At 68.4% G+C, this 11,795-nt stretch carries 10 protein-coding genes, 1 tRNA gene and 2 riboswitches; of the genes, 6 read left to right on the forward strand and 5 right to left on the reverse strand.

The features are described 5' to 3' along the window. Nucleotides 1–30: 30 nt before the first annotated feature. Nucleotides 31–106, reverse strand: a tRNA-Arg gene (locus ABNX08_RS20440). Nucleotides 107–571: 465 nt separating this feature from the next. Here ABNX08_RS20440 and ABNX08_RS20445 point away from each other — a divergent pair. Beyond that, nucleotides 572–1,402 carry a c-type cytochrome gene (locus tag ABNX08_RS20445; protein WP_349604409.1) on the forward strand — a complete coding sequence of 277 codons (831 nt, stop codon included), beginning with the start codon at nucleotides 572–574 and terminating at the stop codon, nucleotides 1,400–1,402. Between the two features lie 71 nt (nucleotides 1,403–1,473). Here the strand turns inward: ABNX08_RS20445 and hemN are convergent, their stop codons facing one another. Further along, a complete protein-coding gene (gene hemN, locus ABNX08_RS20450) occupies nucleotides 1,474–2,952 on the reverse strand; it encodes an oxygen-independent coproporphyrinogen III oxidase (protein WP_349604408.1) in 1,479 nt (492 codons plus the stop codon). A 207-nt stretch (nucleotides 2,953–3,159) separates the two neighbouring features. Between hemN and ABNX08_RS20455 the strand changes: the two genes are divergently transcribed. Continuing rightward, nucleotides 3,160–4,293: an ABC transporter substrate-binding protein gene (locus tag ABNX08_RS20455; protein ID WP_022536972.1), complete on the forward strand. Its 1,134-nt coding sequence runs from the start codon at nucleotides 3,160–3,162 to the stop codon at nucleotides 4,291–4,293. On the opposite strand, the gene ABNX08_RS20460 is transcribed toward ABNX08_RS20455, so the two are convergent. Both ABNX08_RS20460 and ABNX08_RS20465 read right to left on the reverse strand, forming a co-directional pair. Continuing rightward, nucleotides 4,279–5,436 (reverse strand): ATP-binding protein, encoded by a 1,158-nt coding sequence (locus tag ABNX08_RS20460; protein WP_349604405.1) that lies wholly within the window; start codon nucleotides 5,434–5,436, stop codon nucleotides 4,279–4,281. The two genes, ABNX08_RS20455 and ABNX08_RS20460, sit on opposite strands and share 15 nt — an antisense overlap. Further along, the gene (locus ABNX08_RS20465) at nucleotides 5,433–6,170 is read right to left on the reverse strand and encodes a response regulator (protein WP_022536974.1); all 738 of its coding nucleotides are present in this window, start codon (nucleotides 6,168–6,170) and stop codon (nucleotides 5,433–5,435) included. Before ABNX08_RS20465 ends, ABNX08_RS20460 begins: the two co-directional genes overlap by 4 nt. 246 nt (nucleotides 6,171–6,416) lie before the next feature. Here ABNX08_RS20465 and ABNX08_RS20470 point away from each other — a divergent pair, with 246 nt between their 5' ends. Beyond that, nucleotides 6,417–6,914 (forward strand): Spy/CpxP family protein refolding chaperone, encoded by a 498-nt coding sequence (locus tag ABNX08_RS20470; protein WP_349604404.1) that lies wholly within the window; start codon nucleotides 6,417–6,419, stop codon nucleotides 6,912–6,914. A 231-nt stretch (nucleotides 6,915–7,145) separates the two neighbouring features. On the opposite strand, the gene ABNX08_RS20475 is transcribed toward ABNX08_RS20470, so the two are convergent. After that, nucleotides 7,146–9,242, reverse strand: coding sequence for a UvrD-helicase domain-containing protein (locus ABNX08_RS20475; protein WP_349604402.1), 2,097 nt, complete (start codon nucleotides 9,240–9,242; stop codon nucleotides 7,146–7,148). 271 nt (nucleotides 9,243–9,513) lie between these two features. On the opposite strand from ABNX08_RS20475, the gene ABNX08_RS20480 reads away from it, so the two are divergent. From ABNX08_RS20480 to gcvH, 3 genes are all read left to right on the forward strand, one after another. Further along, entirely contained in the window at nucleotides 9,514–9,741 is a 228-nt protein-coding gene (locus ABNX08_RS20480; protein ID WP_013958366.1) for a glycine zipper 2TM domain-containing protein, read from the forward strand. Nucleotides 9,742–9,838: 97 nt separating this feature from the next. Continuing rightward, a riboswitch (glycine riboswitch) is annotated at nucleotides 9,839–9,925 on the forward strand. Nucleotides 9,926–9,946: 21 nt separating this feature from the next. Continuing rightward, a riboswitch (glycine riboswitch) is annotated at nucleotides 9,947–10,070 on the forward strand. A gap of 100 nt (nucleotides 10,071–10,170) precedes the next feature. Then, nucleotides 10,171–11,298, forward strand: a complete 1,128-nt coding sequence (gcvT, locus tag ABNX08_RS20485; RefSeq protein WP_349604400.1) for a glycine cleavage system aminomethyltransferase GcvT — start codon at nucleotides 10,171–10,173, stop codon at nucleotides 11,296–11,298. A gap of 99 nt (nucleotides 11,299–11,397) precedes the next feature. After that, nucleotides 11,398–11,778: a glycine cleavage system protein GcvH gene (gcvH, locus tag ABNX08_RS20490; RefSeq protein ID WP_011299457.1), complete on the forward strand. Its 381-nt coding sequence runs from the start codon at nucleotides 11,398–11,400 to the stop codon at nucleotides 11,776–11,778. Nucleotides 11,779–11,795: the final 17 nt, after the last annotated feature.

Genomic DNA, 11,795 nt, shown 5'->3' on the forward strand with positions numbered 1-11,795 from the left:
GCCATCACTTCACGTATCGGAAGGAAATCTTGGCGCGCCCGGCTGGGATCGAACCAGCAACCCCTGCCTTCGGAGGGCAGTACTCTATCCATTGAGCTACGGGCGCACAGGACGGTTTTGCAACCGGTTTTGCGGGTACAGCGGTTGCGGCCAGCGAATGCCGCCGCAGGGAAGTCGCATAGGATACCGCTTTTGCCCGATGCCGTCCATGCGGGCCCGCCAGGGGCGTCGTGCGACGTCTCGGAACCGTCGCTTTTGGGCACTGGCAAGGGGGCTTTGGCGCTATAATCGCCAACTATTTGCGTCAAATCGTGCCCGCTGTGCAATCCATGACGCCAGTCGATCAAGGTCAAGGTTGCGCGGCCCGTTGTCGGTGACAATCGGGGCCCGGTCCGGGAGACAGTCCGAAGCACGCAAATAGCAACAGACCCAAGTCAGGCAAAGGCCGCAGGGCAGCACGGGCGGTCCGGATGGGGCCAGGTAGTGGTCATGCAAATGGCCGGGATCGGGCCAGAAAAAGCAAGCCGAGCGTGAGCGGCCAGAAGGTTTCCTGCAAAACTGAGAGTTCTGTATGAGCGACGTCCACAACGAACACCCCGAACACGAGTCTCCCATCAAGACGCCGAAGCAGCTGATCGCAGTTGTGATCGCGGCTTTCCTGGTGCCGATCATCGTGATCATTCTGCTGGTCAACTTTGTCGGACACGGCTCGACCGAAAGTGCCGGTGCGGGCACCACAGCAGAAGCCATCAACGACCGCATCAAGCCGGTCGCATCGCTGGAAATCAAGGATCCGAACGCGCCGCGCGTGTTCAAGACCGGTGAACAGGTCTACAAGGAAATCTGCGCCGCTTGCCACGCCACGGGGGCGGCGGGTGCGCCCAAGTACGGGACCGCTGCGGACTGGAGCGCACGCATCGGCCAGGGCTTTGACGGCCTGATGAAGTCGATGCTCAACGGCAAGGGCGCGATGCCGCCGCGCGCCGGCAGCACCCCGGACGACTATACCGATTACGAGCTGGCCCGCGCCGTGGTCTACATGGCCGATGCCGGCGGCGCCAAGTTCCCTGAGCCGCCCGCCCCGGCAGCTGCCGCCCCGACGACGGCCGCGGCCCCCGAGGCAGTTGCCGCGCCGGCTGCCGCCGCCCCGGCCGCCGCTTCGGCGGAAGTCGGCAAGAAGGTCTACGAGCAAGTCTGCGCCGCGTGCCACGCTGCCGGCGTGGCGGGTGCGCCGAAGTTCGGCGACAAGGCCGCCTGGGCGCCGCGCCTGAAGGAAGGCATGGATGCGGTCCACAACTTTGCGCTCAAGGGCAAGGGCGTGATGCCGCCCAAGGGCGGCTATGCCGGCCCGGACGCCGACGTGATCGCCGCCTCGGACTACATGGCCAACGCCGCCAAGTAAGCCCGCCAGCCGCAAACAGAAATGCCCGCGTCCGCGGGCATTTTTTTCGTCCGGAGCATCGGTGCGGCGCGCTACACGACGCGCGAGTAGCGAGCCCGCGGCACGAAGCGGATCGGCTGCGAGCCGTCATTTGCGGCTTCGACACTGGCCTCGGGCGCGCGCGCGGCGTCCTCGCGCAGGTAGCGGTCAAACACCATCGCCACGCGCCGCACCAGCAGCCGGCCCAGCGGCGTCACGGTGATGCGCCCGGGTTCGCACTGCACCAGCCCGTCGGCAGCCAGGCCGCCGAGTTCGGCGAGCTCAGGCGCAAATGCCGCACTGAAATCGATGCCGTGCCGGGCTTCCAGCGCCGGCAGGTCGAGCACGCCGTTGCACATCAGGTCGCCGATGATCTCGCGCCGCAGATGGTCGTCCGCGCTCATCGCCACGCCGCGCGCCAGCGGCAGACGCCCTGCATCGAGCGCGCCGTAGTAATCGTCCAGCGTGCGCGCGTTCTGCACATAGCGCCCCGCGATCGCGCCGATCGCCGAGATGCCGAGCCCGACCTGGTCATAGCCGGCGTGGGTCGAATAGCCCTGGAAGTTGCGCTGCAGGCGGCCTTCGCGCTGGGCGATGGCAAGGTCGTCGTCGGGCAGCGCAAAGTGGTCCATGCCGATATAGACGTAGCCCGCCGCGGTCAGCCGTTCGATGGTCGAGACCAAGATGTCGAGCTTCTCGCCGGCGGGCGGCAAGGCGTTCTCGTCGATGCGGCGCTGCGGCTTGAACACATGCGGTAGGTGGGCGTAGCTGTAGACCGAAAGCCGGTCGGGGCGCAGCGCCAGCACCTGTTCGATGGTGCGGCCAAAGCGCGCCGCGGTCTGGTGCGGCAGGCCGTAGATCAGGTCCAGGCTGACCGAGCGGAAGCCGAGGGCGCGCGCGGCGTCGACCACGGCGCGCGTCTCTTCGAACGGCTGGATGCGGTGGATGGCCTGCTGCACCTCGGGGTCGAAATCCTGCACGCCCAGGCTGACGCGGTTGAAGCCAAGCTCCGCCAGCAGCGCCATGCGCGCGTAGTCGACGCGGCGCGGGTCGATCTCGATGGAATGCTCGCCGTCGGCGGGCAGTTCGAAATACTTGTGCAGCAGCGCCATCACGCGGCGCATTTCGTCGGGATCGAGGAAGGTCGGCGTGCCGCCGCCCCAGTGCGACTGGAGCACTTGGCGGCGCGCACCGAGCTTGTCCGCCACCAGCGCCATCTCGCGGCCAAGGTAGTTGACGTAGCGCGCGCTGCGGCCATGATCGCGCGTGATGATCTTGTTGCAGCCGCAGTAGTAGCAGATGTTCTCGCAGAACGGGATATGCAGGTACAGCGACAGCGGTGCCGGCGCACTGGCGCGGCAGGCGTCCAGCGCGTCGTGGTACAGCGACAGGTCGGGGCCGTTGCGGAAGCGGTCCGCGGTCGGGTACGAGGTGTAGCGCGGGCCGTTGCCATCGATGCGGCCGGCCAGCGCGCGGAAGTCGGACAGCGCGCGACGGTCGAGCGCAGGGGAAGTCATGGCAGACGGTTTCATGGGGGCGCGGGGGATCGGGTGTGTGACGGCCCATCGTAGGGCCGCGGCGCGGCCGGCGCGTTGACCGTCGTCAAAGCGCGGCGGAACCCATGCGCGACGAGCCCCTCGCTGGTGGGGGGCGGGCGTCACATCTGTGTCATGCGTGCCGGATACGCTGCGCGCGGCCTGCGAATACCGCCCCCCTCACCCATCTCCGCTCCCCGTACCATGCCTATTCCCCTGTCGCCTCGCCTGCGGCGCGGCCACGCGCATCCACCCTCCGCAGCCAAACGCCGCCTACTGCTTGCCACCGCGGCCGGGCTGGCGCTGCCTGCCCTTGTCCAGGCCCAGGCGCCCGCGCGCCACACAGTGGTGGTCGGCCACCTGCTCGACCGCACTGGCGCGCAGGCCGACCTGGCGCGGGACTACCTGGCCGGGGCCAAGGTGATGTTTGATGCACTCAATGCCGGCAACGGACCGGTGCGCGTCGTCCATGTGGTCCGAGATGCCGATGCCGACCCGCGCCGCGCACTGGCACAGGCGGTGGCCCTTGCCGATGGCGAGCGCGCGGAACTGCTGTTCGGCCCCGGCGACCGGCTGCTGCCGGCGCTGGCCTCCTCAGCCGAACTCAACCGGCGCGGCGTGCAGATCGTGGCGCCACTGTCGGGACTGGCGCTGGCGGCGGAGAACGTCTGGTTCACCCGCGCCGACTACCAGGCCGAGCTGGACGCGGCGGTGAAGCAGCTGCGCAGCTATGGCCTGACCAGCATCGCGCTGGCGGTGTCGGGGGAATTTGCGGCGGGCGGCACGTCGGGCGCGCAGTGGCTGGGCCGGCTGGAGGCGCAGACCGGCACGCGCGCGGTGCCGCTGGACGGCAATCCCGACGCCGCCGCGCGGCGCATCGCCGCGACCCGTCCGGGTGCGGTGATCGTGGCTGGCGATACGCTGGCCTATGCCGGCCTTGGCCGCGCATTGGCCGCGCAAGGCTGGTATGGCTTTCTGGTCGGACTGTCGTCGGTCAGCGCCACCGCGGCGCGCGAGATCCTGGGTAGCGGCTACACCGGTGGCATGGTGCTGACGCAGATTGCGCCGGGCCCGCAGCAGGCCACGCTGCGCGTGGTGAAGGAGCACGTGGCGCGCATGAAGCAGTACCTGGACGAGCCGCCGTCGGCGGCGACGCTGGCGGGCTATATCGGCGCGGCGTGGCTGGCGCGGGCGCTCGCCGGGCTGCGCGGCAGCGGCGCCGCCGAGATGCGGCGGGCGCTGCAGGGGCGTGTCGACGTGGGCGACTTTGCGCTGGACTTCACCCGCGGCCAGCGCGGCTCGCAGTACGTCACGCTGGCGGCGTCAGGCGCGCGGTAGCGACAGGCGCGCGCGCAGGCCGCCTTCCGGGCGGTTGGTCAGGGTGAGCTCGCCGCCATGGCGCGCGGCGATGTCCGCGGCGATCGACAGACCCATGCCGACCCCGCCGGTGGCGCGGCTGCGCGAGGACTCGATGCGGTAGAACGGCTCCATCACGCGCTGCAGTTCGTCAGGCGGGATGCCGGGGCCGTCGTCGCAGATATCGATCAGCACCCGTTCCGCGCTATCGGTCAGCACGATGCTGGCCGCGCCGCCGTAGCGCCGCGCATTCTCCACCAGGTTCACCACCGCGCGCCGCAGGTCGGACGGGCTCGCCAGCAGCGGCTGCGCCTGCCCGCTGAGCGCGACCTCGTGGCCGGTCTCGGCGGCGTCGTCGACCACCGCCTGCAACAGCGCCAGCACGTCCACGCGCTGGCGCGGGCCGCTGGCTTCATCGCGGTCGCGCAGGTAGTACAGCGTGGCGTCGATCAGGCCGTTCATCTCGGCCAGGTCCTGGCGCAGGCGGTAGCGCACTTCGCCGGCCTGCTTGCTGTCGATCCCCTCGCTCCCATCCATGCGTTCGATGCGCAGGCTCATGCGCGTCAGCGGCGTGCGCAGGTCGTGCGATACCGCCGCCAGGAAGCGCGACTGCTGCGCCAGCTGGTTGCGGATGCGCTGCTGCATATGGTTCAGCGCCTGCGCCGCGGCGCGCGCCTCGGCCGGGCCGGCGCTTTCGTCGAGCGGCGCCGCATGGACGTCCTGCGCGAGCCGGCCGGCGCCGCTGGCGAGTTGCTGCACCGGGCGCGCCAGCAGCCGCGCGCCGGCCCACGAGGCCGCCACGATCGCGGCCACCTGGAACAGCAGGCCGATGTGCGGCGGCCACGGCCAGCGCGGCGGTGGTGGCCGGTGCGGCGCGCCGGCGTCGGCGCCTTCAGGCGGCGGACCTGGACGCCATTCGCCCGGAGGCGGCGGGCCCGGACGCCACTCGCCCGGCGGCGGCCCGCCCGGTCCGTCGCGCAACGCGCGCTCCAGCCCCGGCCGCGGGAACAGGTTTTCGATCACGGTCATGCCAAGCAGGTGCACGGCCAGCATGATCGCGGCCATCACCACGAACAGCCGCACGAACATCGAGTCATAGCGCGCCAGGCGCCCGGTCTTGCTCATGCTTCCAGCGTCGCGGTAAAGACATAGCCCTCGCCGCGCACGGTGCGGATCAGCGTGGGGTCGCGCGGGTCGTCGCGCAGCTTCTGGCGCAGCCGCGACACCAGCAGGTCGATGCTGCGGTCGAACACGTCGAGCCCGCGCCCGCGCGCCTGGTTGATCAGCAACTCGCGGTCGAGCACGCGGTTGGGCTGCTCGACAAAGGCCAGCAGCAGGCGGAATTCGGCATTGGACAGCGGCACCACCACGTCGTCGCGATCGACCAGCTGGCGCAGCGTGGTATTCAGGCGCCAGTCGCCGAAGCGCAGCTCGTGCCCGGACGGCGCGGCGGCACGGCGTGCTTCGGCGCCATTGCCGCGGCTGCGGCGCAGCACGGTGTGGATGCGCGCTACCAGCTCGCGCATCTCGAAGGGCTTGGTGACGTAGTCGTCGGCGCCCACTTCCAGCCCGACCACGCGGTCGGCCAGCTCGGCGCGCGCGGTCAGCATGATCACGGCGACATCGGTCTGCGCGCACAGCTCGCGGCACAGTGCCAGGCCGTTCTCGCCGGGCAACGACAGGTCGAGGATCACCAGGTCATACGGCGTGGCGGCCATCGCCTGGCGCATCTCCACGCCGCCTTCGACGCCATCGGCCTGCATGCCGAAGGTGGACAGGTATTCGGCCAGCATGGAGCGGATCTGGGGATCGTCGTCGACGATCAGCAGGCGGATGGGAAGCGTGGGGGTGAATTCCATAAGCGAAGGGATCGGCATATGCCGGCGGCAGGCGCCGGCGCCGAGGGGCATGCGGTGCCCCACTTTACCAGCCCGCGATGACCCCACTGTGCCCGCTTTGTATCAACGCTGATACGCAGCCTGGCCGGGGCACCTGGCTTGTACGCGAATGCAATACGGGCCTGACCAAGTGCTCAAGCAATGCGGCGCGCCCTTCCCTAGCATGGACCGGCATTCCAACAAGCTACCCAACCACAGGAGAAGTCCATGCCCGCCCTACCCGCCCTGAATGCCCGGCTGCGCGCCGGCCTGTCCGTGCTGACGCTGTGCGCCGCCTGCCTGGTCGCCTTGCCGGCCAGCGCGCTGCAAGCCGGCCCGCTGCCCGGCGCCATGCCGCCATCTGCGCCGGCAACCGCCGAGTCGCTCGGCCTCAATCCCGCGCAGGCGCGCCTGTGGCAGGCGGCCCGCAGTGCCACGCGCGAAGCCGAGGCGCACGCGCTCGAACTGCGTGCCCGCTTCGTGCGCGAGACCGCGGACGAGTCGCCAGACGGCCCGCTGCGCCCGCGCGTGCAGGCCATGGAGCGCCTGCATGAAGCGTTCGAGCAGGACCGCCGCGCGGTGCGTGAATGCTGGCTGGCGCTGGACGACAGCCTCGACCCCGCGCAACGCAGGCGCCTGCGCGGCTTGCCCGAGGCGGCGCACTGGCTGGGCCTGCCGCCGCACGCGGCGATGATGGCGCCGCCGCCGGGCGGACTGCAGCGGTAGGTACGCGCCCGCCGCCACGAAAAAATGCCCCCGCACGCTTGCGCGCCGGGGGCCGGAGAACAGGGAAATTCCGAACGCGAGGTCCGGTACGGCAGGAAAGCCGGGCGAGCCCACCGCAGCACGCCTGCGCAAGCGCAGGCAGCACAGTCACTATGCTAGGGAGCACGGCGCGCGCCGTCTTGTCAGGCTGGTAGGGATTTGTATCGGGACTGTAGTGCGGATTAATGGAATTCAGCCCGCGGCAGTCTTGCCGGGCGTGCCCAGCAGCGCCTTGAGCGCGCCGAGCCGGTCCTTGGGGCTCATCGCCGGGGTTTCGTCCTTGGGCGCGGGCGCTTCCTCCAGCTTCATCTCGCCGATAAAGCGCGACGCCTGGCAGGAATAGGTCTCGCGCGCGCGCTTGCGCTTCTTGCACCAGCTGATCTGCAGGCTGCGCTGCGCACGGGTGATGCCGACATACATCAGCCGGCGCTCTTCCTCGATCTTCTCGTCGGTCATGTCCTCGTCTTCGCGGCAGTGGGGCAGGATGCCCTCTTCCACGCCGACCAGGAACACATGCGGATATTCCAGCCCCTTGGAGGCGTGCAGCGTCGACAGCCGCACCGCGTCAGGATCTTCCTCGCGCCCTTCGAGCATGCTCATCAGCGCCACGGTCTGGGTCAGTTCCAGCAGGTTCTTGCCTTCGTCGCCAAAGCCGTCGGCGTTGTCGAAGCCGGTGGCCTCTTCGCCCTCGGCGGCTTCCGGCTTGGTGCCCTTGCGCTTGAGCCAGTCGAGGAATTCGAGCGTATTGGTCCAGCGCGACTGGGCCTGGCGTTCGTCGAAGGCGTCGTACAGGTAGGCCTCGTAGTGGATGCCTTCCATCAGGTCGTCGAGCACCACGGTCGCCGGGTCCTTGGCCGCGCGATCGGCCAGCCGCACCATCGATTCGCAGAACACGCGCAGCGGTTCCAGCTGGCGCGGCTGCAGCTTGCCTTCGATGCCGCCCATCATCGCGGCCTCGAACAGCGACACCTTGGCCTGCCCGGCAAAGGTGCCCAGCACTTCCAGCGTGGTAGTGCCCACCCCGCGCCGCGGCGTGGTGATGGCACGGATAAAGGCGGGATCGTCGTCCGGATTGGAGATCAGGCGCAGGTAGGCGCAGATGTCCTTGATCTCGGCCTTGTCGAAGAAGCTCTGGCCGCCCGACAGCACGTAGGGAATGCGCTCGCGGCGCAGGATCTGCTCGAAGAGCCGCGCCTGGTGGTTGCCGCGATAGAGGATGGCGTAGTCGCGGAACTGCGCGCGGCGCTCGAACTTGTGCGCGGACAGGCGGAACACCACCGACTCGGCCTCGTGCTCCTCGTCGTTCATCGGGTGAATGGCGATGGGATCGCCCATGCCGTGCTCGCTCCACAGCTTCTTGTCGAACAGCTTGGGATTGTTGGCAATGACCGCGTTGGCCGCTTCCAGGATGCGCACGGTGGAGCGGTAGTTCTGCTCCAGCTTGACCACCTTCAGGGCCGGGAAATCGGTCTGCAGCAGGCGCAGGTTGTCCAGCGTGGCGCCGCGCCAGCCGTAGATGGCCTGGTCGTCGTCGCCCACCGCGGTAAAGGCCGGTGCGCGCAGGTGCGAGCCGCCCGCCAGCAGCTTGAGCAGCTGGTACTGGCACGCGTTGGTGTCCTGGTATTCGTCGACCAGGAAGTAGCGCAGGCGGTTCTGCCACTTGAGCTGTACCGTTTCATTGCGCGCGAACAGTTCGGCGGGCAAGCGGATCAGGTCGTCGAAGTCCACCGCCTGGTAGGCGTGCAGCGTGGCTACGTAGTTGCGGTAGACCAGCGCGGCCTGGTGCTCGTCGGCATTGGCCGCCTGCGCGATCGCGGCCTCGGGGTCGACCATGCCGTTCTTCCACAGCGAGATCGTGCTTTGCACGCCGCGGATCAGCTTCTTGTCGGTGGTGCCGAGCTGCTCCTGGATCAGGCCGAAGCAGTCGTCCGAATCCATGATCGAGAACTGCGGCTTCAGGCCCACATGCTCGGCCTCCATGCGCAGGATCTGCACGCCGAGCGAGTGGAAGGTACAGACCGTCAGCTGCTTCAGAGGAATGCGCTTGCCCTCGCGCGTGGTCTTGCCTTCCATCAGCTTGCCGATGCGCTCCTGCATCTCCTTGGCCGCCTTGTTGGTAAAGGTGACGGCGGCGATATGGCGCGGCTCGAAGCCCTTGTCCTCGATCAGGTGCGCGATCTTCTGCGTGATCACGCGGGTCTTGCCCGAGCCTGCCCCGGCCAGCACCAGGCAGGGCCCGTCCAGGTAGCGGACGGCTTCGGATTGGGCGGGGTTCAGGCCGTGGGTCATGCGAGGGGCGCGGTTGGAGACGGAAGGGGAATCGGCAAGAGAGGCGGGACGCGCCAGCTCCCGCGAAAGGTAGCGGCGGCAAAGCTGCTGATGTTAACACGCTGGCCGCCCCCGGTCAGTCAGCGAAAATCGCATTGACAGCTCCTCTTGTGTCACTGGCGTAACACTTCGTAAAGGCCGGAGCCGATCGCATAGGGCGCCGATCTAACTAATGTGTCCCCCAGCCTGCGCGGCCGTTCGGACATGCATTAATCATCACACGGAGCCAATAATGAAAACCCTGCAAACTTTGACCAAGGTGACCCTGATCGGCGCAACGGTCGCGGCCTTTGCCGGTTGCGCAGACATGACCCCGAAGCAACGCAACACCGCCATCGGCGCGGGCGCGGGTGCCGTGGGCGGCGCCATCCTCACCGAAGGCAGTGCACTGGGTACGCTGGGTGGCGCGGCCGTGGGCGGCGTGATCGGTAACGTCGTCACCGACGACAAGAAGAAGTAAATTCGCCGCCCCTGGCGGCGGGGCGCAGGAACGGGTACAGCCGCCGGGCGGCTTCCGGCCCGCGTTTGACAAAGGCCGGGGCCTCCCGTACATTGCGCGCATCCGACCGGGAGAGCGCGCATCTCTGCGCCGCCGAAGGGGTATCACCCGAAAACTCTCAGGCACCACGGACCGATCGGATCGGCATGCAACATGCACACAATGCATGCCGCACTCTGGAGAGCGGCACCCGCCATTCATGGCGAGCGTGCCCACCGAAGGGGCGCACGAGGATGGGGTCTACGGATCCGCCTTGTAATCTCTCAGGTATCGAGGACAGAGGGGTCATCCGCCGCAGCGGATTGCTACGCCATATTGTTGGCGCGGCGAGCGTTGCGGCGGATGACCCTTTTTTCGTTTTCGCAACCCGAGACTGCCCCCGAGGATTCCATGACGCTCCAGGCCACGCCCCTCAACGCCATCCACCGCGCCCTCGGCGCCCGCATGGTCGACTTCGGCGGCTGGGACATGCCGGTCAACTACGGCTCCCAGATCGAAGAACACAACGCCGTGCGCAGCGATGCCGGCATGTTCGACGTGTCGCACATGTGCGTGGTGGACCTCAGCGGCGCCAATAGCCGCGCCTTCCTGCGCGGCCTGCTGGCCAACAATGTCGACAAGCTGCAGACGCCGGGCAAGGCGCTCTACTCCTGCATGCTGGACGAGAAAGGCGGCGTGATCGACGACCTGATCGTCTACTTCTTTGCCGAGGACCGCTTCCGCCTGGTGGTCAATGCCAGCACCGCGCTGGGCGATATCGACTGGATCCGCTCGCGTAATGCCGCCACCGGCAGCGGCGTGACCATCACCCCGCGCCGTGAAGACGTCGCCCCCGAGGGCGTGCAGCCGCTGGCCATCGTCGCCGTGCAGGGCCCGAACGCCCGCGCCAAGGTGTGGAGCACGTTCCCGTCGACCCAGCCCTCCGACGCCCTCAAGCCCTTCAACGCCGTCGTGGTCCAGGACCCGGCCATCGGCGAAATCATGGCCGCCCGCACCGGCTACACCGGCGAAGACGGCTTCGAACTGGTGGTGCCCGCCGCGAGCGTCGCCGCCGTGTGGGAAAAGCTGAACGCCGCGGGCGTGCGCCCGGCCGGCCTGGGCGCGCGCGACACGCTGCGCCTGGAAGCCGGCATGAACCTGTACGGCCAGGACATGGATATCAACACCTCGCCGCTGGACGCGGGCCTGGCCTGGACCGTCGACCTGCAGAGCGAACGCGACTTCACCGGCAAGGCGGCACTGGCCGCGGCTGGTTCGCGCCAGCAATTCCTCGGCCTGATCCTGCGTGACAAGGGCGGCGTGCTGCGCTCGCACCAGAAGGTGATCACCGCGGCCGGTGACGGCGAGATCACCAGCGGCACCTTCAGCCCGTCGCTGTCGCAGTCGATCGCCTTTGCGCGCCTGCCGCAGGGCGTCAATGTCGGCGACACGGTGCAGGTAGAGATCCGCGACCGCAAACTCAGTGCGACTGTGGTTAAACTGCCGTTTGTGCGCAATGGCAAGGCACTCGTGAGCTAAGGGGAAAACCCGCTCACCCAACGGTCGCCCTCGCCTGCCGGCAGCTTCGCCGGGCAGGCATCACCCAACAAGAAACAGATCTGTATCCGGAGAACCTCCATGAATTTCCCCGCTGACCTCAAGTACACCGAGTCGCATGAGTGGGTACGCGTCGAAGCCGACGGCACGCTCACCATCGGCATCACCGACCACGCGCAGGACGCGCTGGGCGACATCGTCTTCCTGGAACTGCCCGAAGTGGGCAAGTCGGTCGGTGCCGGCGATGCGCTGGCAGTGGTGGAATCGGTGAAGGCCGCTTCCGACATCTACGCTCCGGTGGCCGGCGAAGTGATCGCCGTCAACGAGGCCGCCACGGCCGCGCCGGAAAGCGTCAATGCCGATGCCTTCGACGCCTGGCTGTTCAAGCTCAAGCCGGCCAACGCCGACGACGTCAATGGCCTGATGTCGGCCGACGCGTACAAGGCCAGCGTCGGCGCCTGACGCCGGCCACGCCGGTC

This window comes from Cupriavidus sp. DF5525 (genome assembly GCF_040149425.2).
GTDB lineage: Bacteria > Pseudomonadota > Gammaproteobacteria > Burkholderiales > Burkholderiaceae > Cupriavidus > Cupriavidus pickettii_A.

Excerpts from the sequence above, each read along its gene's own strand:
- ABNX08_RS20445 (WP_349604409.1), top strand. The coding sequence starts at position 572 with ATGAGCGACGTCCACAACGAACACCCCGAACACGAGTCTCCCATCAAG.
- hemN (WP_349604408.1), bottom strand. The coding sequence starts at position 2,952 with ATGAAACCGTCTGCCATGACTTCCCCTGCGCTCGACCGTCGCGCGCTG.
- ABNX08_RS20455 (WP_022536972.1), top strand. The coding sequence starts at position 3,160 with ATGCCTATTCCCCTGTCGCCTCGCCTGCGGCGCGGCCACGCGCATCCA.
- ABNX08_RS20460 (WP_349604405.1), bottom strand. The coding sequence starts at position 5,436 with ATGAGCAAGACCGGGCGCCTGGCGCGCTATGACTCGATGTTCGTGCGG.
- ABNX08_RS20465 (WP_022536974.1), bottom strand. The coding sequence starts at position 6,170 with ATGGAATTCACCCCCACGCTTCCCATCCGCCTGCTGATCGTCGACGAC.
- ABNX08_RS20470 (WP_349604404.1), top strand. The coding sequence starts at position 6,417 with ATGCCCGCCCTACCCGCCCTGAATGCCCGGCTGCGCGCCGGCCTGTCC.
- ABNX08_RS20475 (WP_349604402.1), bottom strand. The coding sequence starts at position 9,242 with ATGACCCACGGCCTGAACCCCGCCCAATCCGAAGCCGTCCGCTACCTG.
- ABNX08_RS20480 (WP_013958366.1), top strand. The coding sequence starts at position 9,514 with ATGAAAACCCTGCAAACTTTGACCAAGGTGACCCTGATCGGCGCAACG.
- gcvT (WP_349604400.1), top strand. The coding sequence starts at position 10,171 with ATGACGCTCCAGGCCACGCCCCTCAACGCCATCCACCGCGCCCTCGGC.
- gcvH (WP_011299457.1), top strand. The coding sequence starts at position 11,398 with ATGAATTTCCCCGCTGACCTCAAGTACACCGAGTCGCATGAGTGGGTA.